Origin of the sequence: Curtobacterium sp. C2H10, assembly GCF_025407985.1 — a bacterium.
GTDB lineage: Bacteria > Actinomycetota > Actinomycetes > Actinomycetales > Microbacteriaceae > Curtobacterium.
The window spans coordinates 1-17,499 of sequence record NZ_JABXGF010000069.1; the positions used below are offsets into that span (position 1 = coordinate 1).

At 71.7% G+C, this 17,499-nt stretch carries 13 protein-coding genes and 1 tRNA gene; 11 read left to right on the forward strand and 3 right to left on the reverse strand.

From position 1 onward, the window contains the following. Positions 1–147: 147 nt before the first annotated feature. The 3 genes from HWD93_RS16990 to HWD93_RS17000 form a co-directional block, all read right to left on the reverse strand. Entirely contained in the window at positions 148–846 is a 699-nt protein-coding gene (locus HWD93_RS16990; RefSeq protein WP_070416665.1) for a DedA family protein, read from the reverse strand. A 115-nt stretch (positions 847–961) separates the two neighbouring features. Beyond that, positions 962–1,045, reverse strand: a tRNA-Leu gene (locus tag HWD93_RS16995). A gap of 87 nt (positions 1,046–1,132) precedes the next feature. Beyond that, complete coding sequence (locus HWD93_RS17000; RefSeq protein WP_092384158.1) at positions 1,133–2,440, reverse strand: MFS transporter; 1,308 nt, start codon at positions 2,438–2,440, stop codon at positions 1,133–1,135. A gap of 56 nt (positions 2,441–2,496) precedes the next feature. Here HWD93_RS17000 and mnmA point away from each other — a divergent pair, with 56 nt between their 5' ends. The 11 genes from mnmA to gap all read left to right on the forward strand — a co-directional run bounded on the left by mnmA (position 2,497) and on the right by gap (position 17,458). Next, positions 2,497–3,603, forward strand: coding sequence for a tRNA 2-thiouridine(34) synthase MnmA (mnmA, locus tag HWD93_RS17005; RefSeq protein WP_261647455.1), 1,107 nt, complete (start codon positions 2,497–2,499; stop codon positions 3,601–3,603). Between the two features lie 68 nt (positions 3,604–3,671). After that, positions 3,672–6,011 carry an NAD-dependent DNA ligase LigA gene (gene ligA, locus HWD93_RS17010; protein WP_261647456.1) on the forward strand — a complete coding sequence of 780 codons (2,340 nt, stop codon included), beginning with the start codon at positions 3,672–3,674 and terminating at the stop codon, positions 6,009–6,011. Between the two features lie 329 nt (positions 6,012–6,340). Further along, a complete protein-coding gene (locus tag HWD93_RS17015) occupies positions 6,341–7,588 on the forward strand; it encodes an alpha/beta hydrolase (protein ID WP_175473698.1) in 1,248 nt (415 codons plus the stop codon). Between the two features lie 85 nt (positions 7,589–7,673). Further along, positions 7,674–9,965 carry a transglycosylase domain-containing protein gene (locus HWD93_RS17020; RefSeq protein ID WP_261647457.1) on the forward strand — a complete coding sequence of 764 codons (2,292 nt, stop codon included), beginning with the start codon at positions 7,674–7,676 and terminating at the stop codon, positions 9,963–9,965. Positions 9,966–10,013: 48 nt separating this feature from the next. Then, positions 10,014–10,313, forward strand: coding sequence for an Asp-tRNA(Asn)/Glu-tRNA(Gln) amidotransferase subunit GatC (gatC, locus tag HWD93_RS17025; protein WP_070416660.1), 300 nt, complete (start codon positions 10,014–10,016; stop codon positions 10,311–10,313). Beyond that, the gene (gene gatA / locus HWD93_RS17030) at positions 10,310–11,854 is read left to right on the forward strand and encodes an Asp-tRNA(Asn)/Glu-tRNA(Gln) amidotransferase subunit GatA (protein ID WP_070416659.1); all 1,545 of its coding nucleotides are present in this window, start codon (positions 10,310–10,312) and stop codon (positions 11,852–11,854) included. Before gatC ends, gatA begins: the two co-directional genes overlap by 4 nt. Then, positions 11,854–13,359 (forward strand): Asp-tRNA(Asn)/Glu-tRNA(Gln) amidotransferase subunit GatB, encoded by a 1,506-nt coding sequence (gatB, locus tag HWD93_RS17035; protein WP_261647458.1) that lies wholly within the window; start codon positions 11,854–11,856, stop codon positions 13,357–13,359. Before gatA ends, gatB begins: the two co-directional genes overlap by 1 nt. A gap of 97 nt (positions 13,360–13,456) precedes the next feature. Then, on the forward strand, positions 13,457–14,647 hold the full coding sequence (locus tag HWD93_RS19605) for a type III polyketide synthase (protein WP_261647459.1): 1,191 nt from the start codon (positions 13,457–13,459) through the stop codon (positions 14,645–14,647). Continuing rightward, positions 14,644–15,366 (forward strand): methyltransferase domain-containing protein, encoded by a 723-nt coding sequence (locus HWD93_RS17045; protein WP_083295014.1) that lies wholly within the window; start codon positions 14,644–14,646, stop codon positions 15,364–15,366. Before HWD93_RS19605 ends, HWD93_RS17045 begins: the two co-directional genes overlap by 4 nt. A 28-nt stretch (positions 15,367–15,394) precedes the next feature. After that, complete coding sequence (locus HWD93_RS17050; protein ID WP_071302956.1) at positions 15,395–16,345, forward strand: GlxA family transcriptional regulator; 951 nt, start codon at positions 15,395–15,397, stop codon at positions 16,343–16,345. Between the two features lie 108 nt (positions 16,346–16,453). Further along, positions 16,454–17,458 carry a type I glyceraldehyde-3-phosphate dehydrogenase gene (gene gap, locus HWD93_RS17055; protein ID WP_261647460.1) on the forward strand — a complete coding sequence of 335 codons (1,005 nt, stop codon included), beginning with the start codon at positions 16,454–16,456 and terminating at the stop codon, positions 17,456–17,458. Positions 17,459–17,499 lie beyond the last annotated feature (41 nt).

The following is a 17,499-nucleotide window of genomic DNA, read 5'->3' on the forward strand; positions in this document are numbered from 1 at the left end:
GCGCGGGTGCGCCGAGGGGGACGTACTTCGCGCGCTCGGTGGCGCGAGCGGAGCGGGCGGTGGCCCGGCCCGGGCCGATACGGCCCGCGACGGACAGGAGGCGCGGCGCCAGCCGGCACCGCGCCTCCTGTCCGGCAGGACGGACCGTCAGCGCTGCGGCTCGGTCCCCGCCTCGGCCGCGGCCTCGTCGCGCTTCGCCTTGCGCGCGTTCCGGAAGTACGTCAGCGCCATCGGCACGACCGTCACGACGACGGCCGCGAGCAGGATGATGTCGATGTACTCGCGGACGATGTGCGCGACGAACGGGATGTGCCCGATGAAGTACCCGAGGAACGTCACCCCGACGCCCCACACGACGGCACCGATCGCGTTGTACAGGGAGTACTTCTTGTAGTTCATCCGGCCCACACCGGCGGCGATCGGCAGGAACGTCCGCACGACGGGGACGAACCGGGCGAGGATCACCGCGAGGGGGCCGAACCGGTGGAAGAACGCGTTCGTGCGGTCGACGTTCGCCTTGGAGAACAGCCCGCTCTCCTTGCGCTCGAAGATGGGCGGGCCGGCCTTCTTGCCGATGTAGTAGCCGAGCTCGCCCCCGAGGAACGCGGACGCGGCGATCATCAGCGCGGCGATCCAGACGGGGATGCCGCCGATCTCGCCACCACGGTCGAACGCGAAGAGGCCGGTGATGACGAGCAGGCTGTCGCCCGGGAAGATGAAGCCGACGAGCAGCCCGGTCTCGGCGAAGATGATGGCGCACACCACGAACACGGCGATGGCCCCGAAGTTGTCGAGGATGTACTGCGGATCCAGCCAGGGGATCAGGGCGAGTGCGACGGAGTGCATTGTTCTTCCGGTCGTGGAGGCGGGGACACGGGGAGGCGTCCCGCAGGACGAGGGTACCGTCCGCCGATGACGGCAACGTCCCTCGGTGGTATGAGATGCGTGAGGACGCAGACTCTGGTGCGGAAGGAGGGACTCGAACCCTCACGCCAGGGGCACAGGAACCTAAATCCTGCGTGTCTACCGATTCCACCACTCCCGCGAGCAGCGGCAGTCTACCGAGCGCCGCCCGCGCGCCGGACGTGATCCGCGCCTCCTGGGCCGCCCCGACCGGCCGTTCGGCGGACGGTCAGCGCAGCTTCCGTGGGAGGTACCGCGGCACGTACCGCAACAGGATGCCCGCGCCGACCAGGCCGAGCACCCCCATCACGCCGCTCGCGACGGCGATCGACGCGACGGCGGTCACGCCGGAGATGAGGAGCGGTGCAGCGGCTTGCCCGAAGTCGCCGGTGAACCTCCAGGCGCCCAGGAACGGCGCCGGGTGGTCCCGCGGCGCGAGGTCCGCGCCGAGCGTCATGAGGATGCCCGACCCGACGCCGTTCGCGAGCGACATCCCCATCGCGATCGCGACGAACCAGCCCACCCGGGCGTCGAGGTGTCCGGACCACGCGAGCAGGAAGTAGCTGATGCTGAGCCCGACCATGCAGGGGAGTGCGCTCGCCAGGCGGCCCCACCGGTCCATGATCTGCCCGCTCGTGTAGAAGAGCGCGAAGTCGACCGCACCGGCGATGCCGATGACGAGCGCTGCGGTCGAGTCGTCGAGCCCGACGCTGACCGCCCAGAGCGGCAGGATGACCTGGCGGCCGGCGCGGAGCGCGCCGATCAGGCCGGCACCGCTGCCGAGCCGGAGGAGCACGGCCCGGTTCGCGCGGATGGTGCGGAAGAGGCCGTGCGCTTCCTCTTGCACGAACTGCGCACCGGTGTCGGTGGGCGGCTCCGTGGTGGTCGCGTCGGTCTTGTCCCTCGCGTCGTCCGTCGTGGGCCGGGAGGCGCGGCTCGGCCTGCGGAAGCCGCGTGCGCCCGTCGCGGGGTCGCGCAGGACGAGGAGCGTCACCGCCGCCAGGAGGCAGCAGACGATGTGGATCCAGAACGCGCTCTGCGTGGTGCCCGTCAGGTGCACGACACCGGCGGCGATGAACGGTCCGACGAAGTAGCCGAAGCGGAACACGCCACCGAGGCTCGACAGCGCCCGTGCCCGGATGTGGAGGGGGATCGCGGTCGTCATGTAGGCGTGCCGAGCGAGGGCGAAGACGGCGGTGGAGACACCGACGAGGAACACTCCGAGCGCGAGGACCCAGGCGTTCGGGGCGGCCGTGCACACCAGGAGCCCGACGACGGAGACGACCGCCGCGCCGATCATCGCGTTGCGCTCCCCGATGCGGGCGACCACCACCCCGGACGGCACGTCCCCGATGAGCTCGCCCACGAGGATGAGCGCCGCGACGAAGCCCGCGAACGCCAGGCTCGCGCCGAGGGAGCTCGCCGCGATCGGGATGATCGGGATGATCGCGCCCTCGCCGATCGCGAAGAGCGCTGCGGGCAGGAACCCGGACAGCAGGACCGACCGGAAGTCGAAGGCAGGGGTCTCGGAGGTCATCGCTCGGACAACGGTACGCCCGCGGTACCGCTTCGTCGGCGGGTTACCCTGGAGCCATGCGAGTTCTGGCGGCGATGAGCGGTGGGGTCGACTCGGCGGTGGCCGCAGCCCGGGCGGTCGACGCCGGGCACGACGTGGTCGGTGTGCACCTGGCGCTGAGCCGCATGCCCGGGACCCTGCGCACCGGCAGCCGCGGCTGCTGCACGATCGAGGACTCGATGGACGCCCAGCGCGCCGCGTCCGCGCTCGGCATCCCGTACTACGTGTGGGACTTCTCGGCCCGGTTCAAGGAGGACGTCGTCGACGACTTCGTGGCCGAGTACCAGGCCGGCCGCACGCCGAACCCCTGCATGCGCTGCAACGAGCGGATCAAGTTCGCGGCGCTGCTCGAGAAGGCGCTCGCCCTCGGGTTCGACGCCGTCTGCACCGGGCACTACGCCTCGATCGTCACCGGTCCGGACGGGGCGCGCGAGCTGCACCGCTCGGCGGCGTGGGCGAAGGACCAGTCGTACGTCCTCGGCGTCCTGACCGCCGAGCAGCTCCAGCACGCGATGTTCCCCCTCGGAGCGACGCCCTCGAAGGACGAGGTCCGGGCCGAGGCGGCGGCGCGGGGCCTCACCGTGGCGCAGAAGCCCGACTCCTACGACATCTGCTTCATCCCGGACGGCGACACCCGGGGCTGGCTGGCGGACCGGGTCGGCGCGGCTCCCGGCGAGGTCGTCGAGCGGGACGGCACGGTCGTCGGTGCGCACGACGGGGCGACCGGGTACACGGTCGGACAGCGGCGCGGACTGCACCTCGGTCGACCGGCACCGGACGGCAAGCCGCGGTTCGTGCTCGAGATCCGCCCGAAGGAGAACACCGTCGTGGTCGGCCCGAAGGAGGCGCTCGACGTGACCTCGATGTCCGGGGCGCGCTTCACCTGGGCCGGCACCGCGCCCGCCGACCCGTCCACGCCGTTCGCCTGCGACGTGCAGATCCGGGCGCACGCCGACCCGGTGCCCGCGACCGCACGGGTGACCGACGGCCAGCTGGTCATCGACGTCGACGAACCGCTCTCGGGCGTCGCGCCGGGGCAGACCGCGGTCGTGTACGTCGGCACCCGGGTGCTCGGGCAGTGCACGATCGACGCGACGGTGTCGGCGGTGCCCGCCGCCGTCTGACCGCGCGGCGCTCCCGGGTTGCCCGTCGGCTGCGCGTCCGGTCGGTGGTTGCCGGTAGAACTGAGGGCATGAGCGACACGACGCCCGCGGACTCGACGTTCGAGACGATCGACCCCGCCGCACTCGACGCGGCGCAGGCGCAGCGTGAGGTCGACCGGCTCCGGTCCAGCATCAACGAGCTGCGGCACGCGTACTACGACGAGAACGGGTCGACGGTCGCGGACGGCGAGTACGACGGGCTCGTCCACCGCCTCGACGCGATCGAGCAGCGCTTCCCGGAACTCCTCACCGAGGACAGCCCGACCCAGACCGTGGGCGGCCAGGCGCAGACCGTGCAGTTCGCGCCGGTCGAGCACGCCGAACGGATGCTCAGCCTCGACAACGTCTTCAGCCCGGACGAACTCGTCGACTGGGCGGTCAAGGTGCAGCGCGACGCCGGTGCCGAGCGCGTCCGGTTCCTCACCGAGCTGAAGATCGACGGGCTCGCGATCAACCTCCGGTACGAGAACGGTCGGCTCGTCTCGGCCGCGACGCGCGGTGACGGGGTCGTCGGCGAGGACGTCACCGGCAACGTCCGCACGATGGGGACGATCCCGGACCGCCTGTCCGGTTCCGGGCACCCGCCCCTCGTCGAGGTCCGTGGCGAAATCTTCTTCCCGGTCGAGCAGTTCGACGAACTGAACGCCAAGCAGCGCGACGCGGGGGAGCGGGTCTTCGCGAACCCGCGCAACGCGGCAGCCGGATCCCTCCGCCAGAAGGAGGAGGGCAAGTCCGAGGCGAAGCGCGAGCTCATGGTGGACCGGCTCCGTCGGCTGCGCATGCTCGTGCACGGCATCGGCGCGTGGCCCGTCCGCGAACTCGAACGGGACACCGACGTCCGCGCGCAGTCCGAGGTGTACGAGCTCCTGCAGACGTGGGGCCTGCCGACGAGTTCGCACTACCGGGTCTTCGACTCCATCGACGAGGTGCTGGCCTTCGTCAAGGACTACGGCGAGCGACGGGCGTCGGTCGAGCACCAGATCGACGGCATCGTGATCAAGGTCGACGACCTCGCCCTGCACGAGGAACTCGGGTCGACGTCGCGCGCCCCGCGGTGGGCGATCGCGTACAAGTACCCGCCGGAAGAGGTCCACACGACGCTCCTCGACGTGGTCGTCAGCGTCGGTCGGACCGGTCGCGCCACGCCCTTCGCGGTGATGGCCCCGGCCGAGGTCGCCGGGTCGGTCGTGCGGCAGGCGACCCTGCACAACCAGCAGGTCGTCAAGGCGAAGGGCGTCCTCATCGGGGACACCGTGGTGCTCCGGAAGGCGGGCGACGTCATCCCCGAGGTGCTCGGTCCGGTCGTCGAGCTCCGCGACGGTACCGAGCGCGAGTTCGTCATGCCGACGAACTGCCCCGAGTGCGGCACGCCCCTCGCCCCCGCGAAGGAAGGCGACATCGACCTCCGCTGCCCGAACGCGAAGAGCTGCCCGGCGCAGGTGCGCGGCCGGGTCGAGCACATCGCCTCCCGTGGCTCGCTCGACATCGAGGGGCTGGGCGAGGTCGCTGCGGCGGCCCTCACGCAGCCGCTCCACCCCGAGCAGCCTCCGCTCGAGACCGAGGCCGGCCTGTTCGACCTGACGATGGAGGACATCGTCCCGATCGAGGTCATCGTCCGTGACGCCGAGACCGGCATGGAGAAGACCACCGACGACGGTGCGCCGAAGCGGGTGACGCCGTTCAGCCGGGCGCGCAAGAAGACCGATCCGCCGTTCGACCCCGACGCACGGGGAGCGGACTACACGGGCGAACCGAGCCGGTACCCGTCGAAGAACGCGTTCGAGATGCTGGCGAACATCGACGCCGCGAAGACGAAGCCGCTCTGGCGGATCATGGTCGGCCTGAGCATCCGGCACGTCGGGCCGGTGGCAGCCCGCGCGCTCGCGAACCACTTCGGGTCCCTCGACGCCATCCGGGCCGCCTCGCGCGAGGAACTCGCCGCGGTGGACGGTGTCGGCGGGATCATCGCCGACGCCCTGCTCGACTGGTTCGAGGTCGACTGGCACCGCGACATCATCGACCGCTGGACGGCGGCGGGCGTGCAGTTCACCACGCCCGGGCACCCCGGACCGGGCGCCGCGGACGTAGAAGGCGGCGTGCTCAGCGGGCTGACCGTCGTGGCGACGGGCTCCCTCGAGGGGTACAGCCGCGAGGGCGCGCAGGAGGCGATCATCGCCGCGGGCGGCAAGGCGGCCTCGAGCGTGAGCAAGAAGACGGACTTCGTCGCGGCCGGTCCCGGTGCCGGTTCGAAGCTCACCAAGGCCGAACAACTCGGGGTCCGGATCATCGACGCCGAGCAGTTCCGCCTGCTGGTGACCGAGGGGCCGGCGGCGCTCGGCGACGCGGCCGGCGACGAACCCGAGGACTGAGTCCGACTCAGGAGCACGTCCGGCGTCGGTCGGTGCGGTACGGCGCGCCTGTGTGTCCACCCAGTTCGGGGGACAAGTTGCAACGCGCACGTCCTCGGGAAGGCTATTCTCCTTACACTCGATAGAGCATCACCCGTCGTCTGCAGGGAGTCGACGGGACGGCCTTCCCGGGGGAGACCCGATTGCTGCTCATCGCCGCGGCTCTGCTCACCGCCTCGATGCACTCGCTCGGAGTGGTCGAGGCCCCAGTCGCGCCCGCCACCCACTCCGTGGCCGTCGTGCACGCGATCGCGCGGGTCCCTGAGGGTGCCTCAGTACCCCGACCGGTCATGACCGGGGTACACCTGACCGCGTCGGTGTCCGTGTCCGGGCCGTCGTCCGCGTCGGGTGGGGTCACCGTCGAGCACGGGCGGGCGTTCCTCACCGACCTGTCGTCGCTCAGCGGCGCGGACCTCCTCCGTGCCGGGCAGGACCGTCACGTGCTCGCGACCGCCGAGGACGACCCGCCGACCGCCGCCGAGGTCACCGCCTGGTGGTCCGGACTCACGGACGACGAGCGCGACACCCTGACGACCCTCGCGCCGTCCGTCGTCGGGAACCTCGAGGGCGTGCCCTACGCGGTCCGCGACCGTGCGAACCGGGCGGTCCTCGCCACGGGTCTCGCCGACCACTCGGCCGCGGCCGCCGTGACCGCGATGCTCGGCCAGGTCCGCGACGCGCTCGTGCACGAGGTCGGTGCACCGGACCGGTACCTCATCACGCTCGACACGCGAGGGGCCGGGCGCGCGGCCATCGCCGTCGGGGACCTGGACACCGCCGCCGACGTCACGGTCGTCGTCCCCGGCATGTTCTTCACCGTGACCGGCCAGATGGCGGACTTCACGAACACCGCGAACGACCTCTACACCGAGCAGGCGACCGTGGCCGGTCTGGCCGCGCCCGGCTCGGGCAACGGCGTCGCCGTCGTGGCGTGGATGGGCTACCGCACGCCGGACCTGTCGAACATCATGTCGCTCGGCATGGCCAAGACGGGCGGGGAGCGCCTCGCCCGGACGGTCGGCGGGCTCCGGGAGATCCGCGACGGCGACGAACCGCGGGTGAACATCGTCGCCCACTCGTACGGGTCGACCGCGGCGCTCATGGCACTGGCCTCGGGGGAGATGAGCGCGGACACCCTGACGGTCCTGGGCTCGCCGGGGAGCGACGTGCGCACCTCGGCCGACCTGGCCGTCAGCGCCGGGCAGGTGTTCGTCGGGGACGCGCACAGCGACCCGATCGCCGGCTCCGGGTACTTCGGCACCGATCCCGGTTCGGCGGGGTTCGGCTCGACCGTGCTCGACCTGACCGGCGGCGTCGACGTGCAGGAGGCCGGCGAGGTGTTCCGCCGACCGGTCGGGCACAACGACTACCTCAAGCCGGGGACGGCGTCGCTGCACGACGTGGCGCTCATCGCCGTCGGCCGCGGAGACCTCGTGCGCGAGCAGGTCCGGCGCGGTGAGCGCGGTGGCGACGGGCTGCCGCAGGCGTCGCCGGACATGTACCTCGTCCGACCGCAGGACCTCCAGCCCCGCGACTGATCCTGGGTGGGAACCTGAGGGGCGGTGCAGCCTGGACTCGTTCCACGGCAGAACCAGTCCAGATCGTGACCGTACGGTGCCCTGCATGCGTGTGGTGCGATGGCCTGGTGCTCTCCTGACGTTCGTCGCGATGTCGGCGCTGGCCGGCATGCTCGTCGCCGTGGCGGTCACGCCGGGGGTCGCCGTCGCGGGCGAGAGCACGTCCGGGGCGGTGTCCTTCTTCGAGGACCTGCCGAGCTACCTCGACATCCAGACGCCGCAGCAGGTCTCCTCCGTCTACGCGGAGAAGGGCGGACAGCAGGTCAAGATCGCCTCGTTCTACGCCGAGAACCGCACGACCGTGGCGTCCGGGGCGATGGCGAAGACGCTCAAGCAGGCGGCGATCGACACCGAGGACCCCCGCTTCTACGACGAGGGCGGCATCGACGTCGTCGGCACGCTCCGCGGTGCGGCGGCGACGGTCGTCGGCGGTGACGTGCAGGGCGGGTCGAGCATCACCCAGCAGTACGTGAAGAACGTCCTCGTGCAGCAGTGCGAGGAGCTCACGGGCAAGGACGCCGCGGACACCGCGAAGAAGGTCGCCGCGTGCTACGAGGACGCCGCCGGGGTGACCCCGCAGCGCAAGCTCCAAGAGATGCGGTACGCGATCGCCGTGAACAAGAAGTACTCGAAGGACCAGATCCTCACCGGGTACCTGAACCTCGTCGGGCTCGGCGGCCGCGTCTACGGCGCCGAGGCCGGTGCCGAGTACTACTTCGGCGTGCACGCGAAGGACCTCTCGCTCGTCCAGTCGGCCACCCTCGTCGCGATCCTCAACAACCCGTCGAACCTGCGCATCGACCAGCCGTCGAACGCCGACAACGGCGCGAAGAACGGCTACGCCGCCACCAAGGAACGCCGCGACTACGTGCTGCAGCGCATGTACGTCCACCACGACATCACGAAGGCGCAGCTCGAGCAGGCGAAGGCGACACCGGTCACGCCGAAGATCACCGCCACGGCGAACGGCTGCTCCTCGGCCGCGACCGGGTACGACGCCGGCTACTTCTGCGACTACGTGCGCGACCAGGTGCTGCAGGACCCGGCGTTCGGCAAGACGGCCGCCGAGCGCATCGCGACGCTCGACACCAAGGGCCTCGAGATCCACACCTCGCTCGACCTCGACCTGCAGTCCCAGGCGCAGACCGCGCTGTCGACCTACGTCCCGTCGACGATGGCCGGCGTCGACGTCGGCGGCTCGAACGTCACCGTGGAGCCGGGAACCGGCCGGATCCTCTCGATGGTGCAGAACACGCAGTACACGCAGGGCGACACCTCGACGGCCGGGTCGACCGCGGTGAACTACAGCGCCGACAGCGGGTACGGCAACTCGGGCGGGTTCCAGACGGGCTCGACGTACAAGGTGTTCACGCTCGCCGAGTGGCTCGCCACCGGGCACACGCTCTCGCAGTCGGTGTCGACGACCGAGCACACGTTCCAGAACTCGGACTTCACGAACACCTGCCAGAACGTCAGCGGCGGGACCTGGCCGGTGTCGAACGCCGAGAACGTGCCGTCGTCGATGACCGTGCAGGCCGCGACCTCGGAGTCGATCAACACCGCCTACGCCGCGATGGGCAAGCAGCTCGACCTGTGCAAGATCGCGCAGCTCGCCCAGTCGATGGGCATCCACCCGGCGGCCGGCGGCGCGCTCGGACAGACCCCGTCGTCGATCCTCGGCGTGAACAACCTGTCCCCGATCGACCTCGCCGAGGCCTACGCGGGCTTCGCGAACGGCGGCGTCGTCTGCACGCCGACCGCCATCGACTCCGTCACCGAGTCGGACGGCACGAAGATCACCCCGACGCCGTCGTCCTGCACGCAGGGCGTGGCGGCCGACGTGGCGGGGACGGTCGACTACGCGCTGCAGGGCGTCCTCACCGGGTCCGGCACGGCCGCGAGCGCCAACCCCGGCGACAGCACCCCGAAGTTCGCGAAGACCGGCACCACCGACGGCGACGTGCAGAACTGGCTCGTCGCGTCGAGCACGAAGTACACGAACGCGACCTGGATCGGCAACGTCCAGGGCAACGTGAGCCTGGCGAACTGGCCGTTCCTGCAGGGGACCACCGGGTACAGCGCGAAGTTCGGCGTCGGCAAGTCGATGATGTCCTACCTCGACCAGACCGTCGGCGGTGGCACGCTGCCGGCTGCGGACCCGGCGATGATCGGCCAGGCCAGCCACACGTCGTCGAGCGGATCGTCGGGCGGTTCCCAGGGTGACGCGGCGGCGACGCAGCAGCAGGGTCAGCAGCAGCCGGCACAGCAGTCTCCACAGGGGGACCAGCCCGCGCAGCAGTCTCCACAGGACCCGCAGGGGAAGCAGAAGGGCCACTGAGGCACCAATAGACTGGTGCGCAATCCACGAACCGATCGACGGAGCACCATGCCTGACATCACGAGCGAGCAGGTCGCCCACCTGGCGAACCTCGCACGTATCGCACTCACGCCCGAAGAGATCGAGAAGCTCACGGGGGAGCTGTCGCACATCGTCGACAGCGTCGCCAAGGTCACCGAGGTCGCCACCCCGGACGTCCCGGCGACCAGCCACCCCGTGCCGCTCGGCAACGTCACCCGACCCGACGTGGTCGGTCCGACCCTCACGCAGGAGCAGGCGCTCTCGGGCGCACCCGACTCCGACGGCGAACGGTTCCGCGTGACGGCCATCCTGGGAGAAGAGCAGTGACCGACATCACGAAGCTGAGCGCCGCGGCGCTCGCCGACGCCCTCGTGGCGCGCGACGTCTCGAGCGTCGAGGCCACCCAGGCGCACCTCGACCGAATCCAGGCGGTGGACGGCGACGTCCACGCCTTCCTGCACGTCAACCAGAACGCGATCGCCGCGGCGAAGTCGATCGACTCCCGCCGTGCCGCCGGTGACGACCTCGGTCCGCTCGCCGGCGTGCCGATCGCGATCAAGGACGTCCTGTGCACGCAGGACATGCCCACGACGTCCGGCTCGAAGATCCTCGAAGGCTGGGTGCCGCCGTACGACGCCACCCCGGTCGCGAAGCTCCGTGCCGCCGGCCTCGTGCCGCTCGGCAAGACGAACATGGACGAGTTCGCCATGGGCTCGACGACCGAGTTCTCGGCGTACGGCCCGACGCACAACCCGTGGGACCTCGACCGCATCCCCGGTGGCTCCGGTGGTGGTTCGGCGGCCGCGGTCGCCGCGCACGAGGCACCGCTCGCCCTCGGCTCGGACACCGGTGGCTCGATCCGCCAGCCGGGCGCCGTCACCGGAACCGTCGGCGTGAAGCCGACCTACGGCGGGGTGAGCCGCTACGGCGCGATCGCCCTGGCCTCCAGCCTCGACCAGGTCGGCCCGGTGTCGCGCACCGTCCTCGACGCCGCGCTGCTGCACGACGTCATCGGCGGACACGACCCGCGTGACTCCACGAGCATCCCCGACGCCTGGCCGTCGATGGCGGCCGCTGCGCGCGAGGGCCTGCAGGCGGACACGCTGCGCGGCCTGCGCGTCGGCGTGGTGAAGGAGCTCGCCGGTGGCGAGGGCTTCCAGGCGGGCGTCACCCAGCGCTTCCACGAGACGGTCGCCCTGCTCGAGTCGGCCGGTGCCGTCGTCGTCGAGATCGACGCCCCGTCGTTCGCCTACGCGATCAGCGCGTACTACCTGATCCTCCCGGCCGAGGCGTCGTCGAACCTCGCGAAGTTCGACTCCGTGCGCTTCGGGCTCCGCGTGACGCCCGAGAACGGTGCCACCGTCGAGGACGTCATGGCCGCCACGCGCGAGGCCGGTTTCGGTCCCGAGGTGAAGCGCCGCATCATCCTCGGCACCTACGCGCTGAGCGCCGGCTACTACGACGCCTACTACGGGTCGGCGCAGAAGGTCCGCACCCTCGTGCAGCGCGACTTCCAGGCCGCGTTCGAGCAGGTCGACCTGCTGGTCAGCCCGTCGGCCCCGACGACCGCGTTCCCGATCGGTGAGCGCATCGACGACCCGCTGGCGATGTACCTCAACGACCTGACGACGATCCCGGCGAACCTCGCCGGCGTCCCGGGCATGAGCATCCCGAACGGCCTCGCTCCCGAGGACTCGCTCCCCACGGGCGTGCAGCTCATGGCACCGCAGCGCGAGGACGCCCGGCTCTACCGGTACGGCGCCGCCCTCGAACGCCTGCTCGAGCAGCAGTGGGGTCGCCCGCTCATCGACAGCATCCCGGACCTCGACCAGAGTCAGCAGTCCGCTGCGCAGGAAGGTGTGATCTGATGGCGCAGAAGGACGCGCTGATGGACTTCGACGAGGCACTCCGGCTGTACGAGCCGGTCCTCGGGTTCGAGGTCCACGTCGAGCTCGCGACGAAGACCAAGATGTTCTCGGACGCGCCGAACTTCTTCGGCGGCGAGCCGAACACGAACGTGACGCCGGTCGACCTCGGGCTCCCCGGGTCGCTGCCGGTCGTCAACTCGCAGGCCGTGCGGTACTCGATCCAGCTCGGGCTCGCGCTCGGCTGCTCGATCGCCGAGTCCTCGCGGTTCGCCCGGAAGAACTACTACTACCCGGACAACCCGAAGAACTACCAGATCTCGCAGTACGACGAGCCGATCGCGTACGAGGGCGAGGTCGAGGTCGAGCTCGCCGACGGCACCATCTTCACCGTGCCGATCGAGCGCGCCCACATGGAAGAGGACGCCGGCAAGCTGACGCACGTCGGCGGTGCCACGGGCCGCATCCAGGGCGCCGAGTACTCGCTCGTCGACTACAACCGTGCCGGGGTCCCGCTCGTCGAGATCGTCACGAAGCCGATCTTCGGCGCCGAGGAGCGCGCACCCGAGCTCGGTGCGGCGTACGTGCAGGTCATCCGTGACCTCGTCCGGGCCCTCGGCGTCTCCGAGGCCCGCATGGAACGCGGCAACCTCCGCTGCGACGCGAACATCTCGCTGCGTCCCCGCGGGCAGGAGAAGCTCGGCACGCGCACGGAGACGAAGAACGTCAACTCGTTCCGGGCCGTCGAGCGGGCCATCCGCTACGAGATCCAGCGCCAGGCCGCGATCCTCGCCGCCGGTGGCTCGATCACGCAGGAGACCCGGCACTGGCACGAGGACACCGGTCGCACCTCGGCCGGCCGTCCGAAGTCCGACGCCGACGACTACCGCTACTTCCCGGAGCCCGACCTGCTCCCGGTCGTGCCGGACCCGGCCGTGATCGAGGAGCTCCGCGCTTCCCTGCCCGAGGCCCCGGTGGCACGTCGCCGTCGGCTCAAGGGCGACTGGGGGTTCACCGACCTCGAGTTCCAAGACGTCGTGAACGGCGGGCTGCTCGACGAGGTCGAGGGGACCGTCGCCGCCGGTGCCGCACCGCAGGCCGCCCGCAAGTGGTGGACGGGTGAGATCAGCCGTGTCGCGAACACGCGGGACGCCGCCCCCGGTGATCTCGTCTCGCCGCAGCACGTCGCCGAGCTCATCGCCCTCGTCGAATCCGGTGACCTGACCGACCGCCTGGCACGCCAGGTCCTCGAAGGCGTCATCGCCGGCGAAGGGTCGCCGTCGCAGGTCGTCGAGTCGCGTGGGCTCAAGGTCGTGTCGGACGACTCGGCGCTCACCGCCGCGGTCGACCAGGCGCTCGCCGCGCAGCCCGACGTCCTCGCCAAGATCAAGGACGGCAAGGTCCAGGCCGCCGGCGCCATCATCGGCGCCGTCATGAAGGCCATGCAGGGCCAGGCGGACGCCGCCCGGGTCCGCGAGCTGGTGCTGGAGCGCGCGCAGCAGTCGTAGACGAGTTCAGGCCACGAACGGAAGGCGCGGTGCCGGCTGGCACCGCGCCTCCCGTCGATCCTGGGGACGCGTCAGCGACCCGGTGACAGGATGAGTCGTGTCCGCAACGATCCGCGCCATCGGTACCGCCGTCCCCGAGACGACACTCGAGCAGGCTGCGGTGCGCGACCTCTTCGCGTCGCAGCCCGACCTGGGCCGGCTCGGCAGGCGGCTCGTCCCCGCCGCGTTCGACGCCTCCGCCGTGGAGCACCGGCACACGGTGCTCGAGGAACTCGACAGCACGCGGCCGTCCGGTGCCTTCCGCGACGACCACGGCGTGCTGCGGTCCCCGTCGACCGGCACCCGGAACGACCGGTACCGCGAGCTCGCCCCGGCCCTGTTCGTGGCGGCCGCCCGCGACGCCGTGGACCGCGCGGGTGTGACACCCGAGTCGATCACCCACGTGGTGACCGTCTCGTGCACCGGGTTCACCCAGCCCGGCCCCGACCTCGACGTCGTCACCGAACTCGGCATCCCGCGCACGGTCTTCCGCCAGCACATCGGGTTCATGGGGTGCTGCGCGGCGTTCCCGGCGCTCCGCATCGCTGCGGCGTTCGCCGAGTCGGTGCCGTCCGCCGTGGTGCTCGTCGTCTGCGCCGAGCTCTGCACGCTGCACGTCCGGGCGAGCGACGACCCGGACCAGATCGTCGCCAACAGCGTCTTCGGGGACGGTGCGGCGGCCGCCGTGGTCACCGCCGACGGCCCTGGCCTCCGCCTGGACGACTTCGCGACGACGGTCGTGCCCGAGGGCGCGTCCGAGATGGCGTGGAACATCGGCGACGAGGGCTTCGAGATGGTGCTCAGCACGGCCGTCCCGAAGCTCGTCGGCGCCACAGTCGCCGAGGCCGTCGCACCGCTGCTGTCCGCCGTGGGCTCCGCCGCCGTCGACGTCCCGACCTGGGCCGTGCACCCGGGCGGTCGCGCGATCCTCGACCGGACGCAGGTCGCCTTCGGGCTGCCGGACGCCGCCCTCTCGGCGAGCCGTGCCGTCCTGCGCGACCACGGGAACGTCTCGAGTGCCACCGTGCTCTTCGTGCTCCGCCAGGTGCTCGACGACGGCATCGACGACGGTGCCCCCGTCATCGCGCTCGCGTTCGGGCCGGGCCTGACGGTCGAGGCCGCCCGACTGACCGCCGTCGGCAGCACGCGACCGTCGATCCCGACCCGTGAGCAGGACGAACCGGCCAAGGCGGCGACGGCAGCGACCCGCGACCACGCGGTCGAGACGGCGACCACGGGCGTCTCGTGAGCCGCACCGAGGGGATCGACCCGCGCCTCCCGGCCGTCGACCTGACCACGCGCGCACTGGACCTCCACGAACTCATGGACGACCCGGACTGCGACCCGCGCGCGCTCGCGCGGACGTTCCGACGCTTCGCCGTGGTGAACGCACTCGTGAGCGGCTGGCGCTCCGCGTGGCGGACGCACGTCGCGCCGGCGCTCCCCGCGAACGGGCGGGGACGCGTGCTCGACCTCGGGTGCGGCGGCGGCGACCTCGCGCGGGCGCTCGTCCGGTGGGCTGCCGCCGACGGGTTCGACGTCGAGGTCGTCGGGGCCGACCCGGACGCGCGGGCGATCGACGCGGCGACCCGGTCCACCCCGCGCGGTGTCACCTTCCGGCAGCAGTCGAGCGCCGAGCTCATCGCCGCGGGGGAGCGGTTCGACGTCGTCGTGTCGAACCACGTGCTGCACCACCTCGGCGACGAGGAGCGGCGTGGGTTCCTCGCGGACTCCGAACAGCTGGCGACGAGCCGCAGCCTGCACTCGGACATCCGGCGGTCGCGCTCGGCCTACCGGGCGTACGCGGTCGGTTCGACGTTGGTCGCGGCCGGCACCTTCGTGCGGGTCGACGGGTTGCGCTCGATCCGGCGGAGCTTCACGCTGCCGGAACTCCAGGACGTCCTGCCCTCCGGGTGGCGGGCGGAGCGGGCAGCTCCGCACCGGGTCCTCGCGATCCGCGACGCCTGACGTCCCCGGAGGGCGCTAGCGTCGCTGCATGGCCACGCCCCACCTGCACCGCGTCGCGGTCCTCGTGCTCGACGGGGCGAAGCCGCTCGACGTCGGGATCCCGGCGCAGGTCTTCTCGAACCGCCCGAGCATGCCGTACGAGGTCCGGGTGTGCGGCCCCCGCGTGGGTCGCATCGCCGGGGGAGACGGCCTCGCGTACGCGGTCGACCACGGGCTGGACGCCCTCGAGTGGGCCGAGACGGTCTTCGTGCCCGGGTACCGGTTCCCCGCGGACACGCCACCGCCCGCCGACGTGGTGGCGGCGCTCGGGCAGGCGCACGAGCGGGGCGTCCGGATCGCGGCGATCTCCACCGGGGCGTTCGCCCTGGCCGCCGCCGGACTGCTCGACGGCCGTCGTGCGACCACGCACTGGCACTACACGCGGGTGCTCCGCGACCGGTACCCCGAGGTCGACGTGGACGAGGACGTGCTGTTCGTCGACGCCGGGTCGGTCCTGACGAGTGCGGGCGCGGCGAGCGGGATCGACCTGTGCCTGCACATCGTCCGGCAGGACCACGGGGTCGGGCTGTCGAACCACGTCGCACGGCGGCTCGTGAGTGCCCCGTACCGGAGCGGCGGGCAGGCGCAGTACGTCCCGCGGAGCATGCCCGAGCCCCTCGGAGACGTCTTCGCCGAGACGCGGGAGTGGGCGCTCCGGCACCTCGCCGACCCGCTGACGCTCGAGGTCCTCGCCCGGAACGCGACGGTCTCGCCGCGGACGTTCTCGCGGCGCTTCGTCGAGGACACCGGGTACACGCCGATGCAGTGGGTGCTCCGGGCTCGGGTCGACCTCGCACGGGAGCTGCTCGAGCGCTCGGACCTCGCCGTCGACCAGGTCGCCGAGCGGGCGGGGCTCGGGTCGGACGCCAACCTGCGGACGCACTTCCGTCGGATCCTCGGGACCTCGCCGACCGAGTACCGGCGGACCTTCCAGGACTGACCGCGTCGCCGCGGTGGTGGCGACATCCTTTCGAACGCTGGCTTCCCAGCCACTGGAGCCGCGCCTCCCGGGCCGTGAGCATGGACCGCGGAACGAAAGGAAGTCCACATGACCCGCATCGCGATCAACGGCTTCGGCCGCATCGGCCGCAACACCCTCCGCGCGCTCCTCGCCCGGGGAGGCGACGACCTCGACGTCGTCGCCGTCAACGACCTCACCGCACCCGAGACGCTCGCCCACCTGTTCCGGTACGACTCCGCGCTCGGCCCGTTCGCCGGGACCGTCGAGGTCGACGGGGACACCCTCGTCGTCGACGGACGGCGCATCCGCGTCCTCGCGTCGCGCGAGCCGTCGGAGCTCCCGTGGGGCGACCTCGGCGTCGAGGTCGTGCTCGAGTCGACCGGCCGGTTCACCGCGCGCGACGCAGCGGCGGGACACCTGACCGCGGGAGCCCGCCGCGTCCTCATCAGCGCGCCCGCCACCGGCGCGGACGCCACCATCGCGTACGGCGTGAACTCCGACGTGTACGACCCGGCGGTGCACACCGTCGTCTCGAACGCCTCGTGCACGACGAACGCGCTCGCGCCGCTGGCGTCGGTGCTCGACGACCTCGCGGGCATCGAGCACGGGTTCATGACGACCGTGCACGCCTACACGCAGGAGCAGAACCTGCAGGACGGTCCGCACCGCGACCTGCGTCGGGCGCGTGCCGCCGGGGTGAACATCGTGCCGACCTCGACCGGAGCGGCCAAGGCCATCGGGCTCGTGCTGCCGCGGCTCGACGGCAAGCTGTCGGGTGACGCGATCCGGGTGCCGGTGCCGGTGGGGTCGATCGTCGAGCTGAACACCGTGGTGTCGCGGGACGTCACCGTCGAGGAGGTCAACGAGGCCTACCGTGCTGCCGCCGCGGGGCCGCTCGCGGGCGTGCTCGCGTTCACGGCGGACCCGCTCGTGTCGACGGACATCACGGGGCGGCCGGAGTCGAGCGTGTTCGACTCGCTGCTCACCCGTGTCGACGAGGGGCGGCACGTGAAGGTGGTCGCCTGGTACGACAACGAGTGGGGGTTCTCGAACCGGGTGGTCGACATGCTGGGGCTGCTGGCGCGCGCGTAGCGCGGCGCGCGCGGCGCGGCGCGCGGCGCGCCCCGCGCGGC

Coding starts and splice junctions, on each gene's coding strand:
- HWD93_RS16990 (WP_070416665.1), bottom strand. CDS start 846: ATGCACTCCGTCGCACTCGCCCTGATCCCCTGGCTGGATCCGCAGTAC.
- HWD93_RS17000 (WP_092384158.1), bottom strand. CDS start 2,440: ATGACCTCCGAGACCCCTGCCTTCGACTTCCGGTCGGTCCTGCTGTCC.
- mnmA (WP_261647455.1), top strand. CDS start 2,497: ATGCGAGTTCTGGCGGCGATGAGCGGTGGGGTCGACTCGGCGGTGGCC.
- ligA (WP_261647456.1), top strand. CDS start 3,672: ATGAGCGACACGACGCCCGCGGACTCGACGTTCGAGACGATCGACCCC.
- HWD93_RS17015 (WP_175473698.1), top strand. CDS start 6,341: ATGACCGGGGTACACCTGACCGCGTCGGTGTCCGTGTCCGGGCCGTCG.
- HWD93_RS17020 (WP_261647457.1), top strand. CDS start 7,674: ATGCGTGTGGTGCGATGGCCTGGTGCTCTCCTGACGTTCGTCGCGATG.
- gatC (WP_070416660.1), top strand. CDS start 10,014: ATGCCTGACATCACGAGCGAGCAGGTCGCCCACCTGGCGAACCTCGCA.
- gatB (WP_261647458.1), top strand. CDS start 11,854: ATGGCGCAGAAGGACGCGCTGATGGACTTCGACGAGGCACTCCGGCTG.
- HWD93_RS17050 (WP_071302956.1), top strand. CDS start 15,395: ATGGCCACGCCCCACCTGCACCGCGTCGCGGTCCTCGTGCTCGACGGG.
- gap (WP_261647460.1), top strand. CDS start 16,454: ATGACCCGCATCGCGATCAACGGCTTCGGCCGCATCGGCCGCAACACC.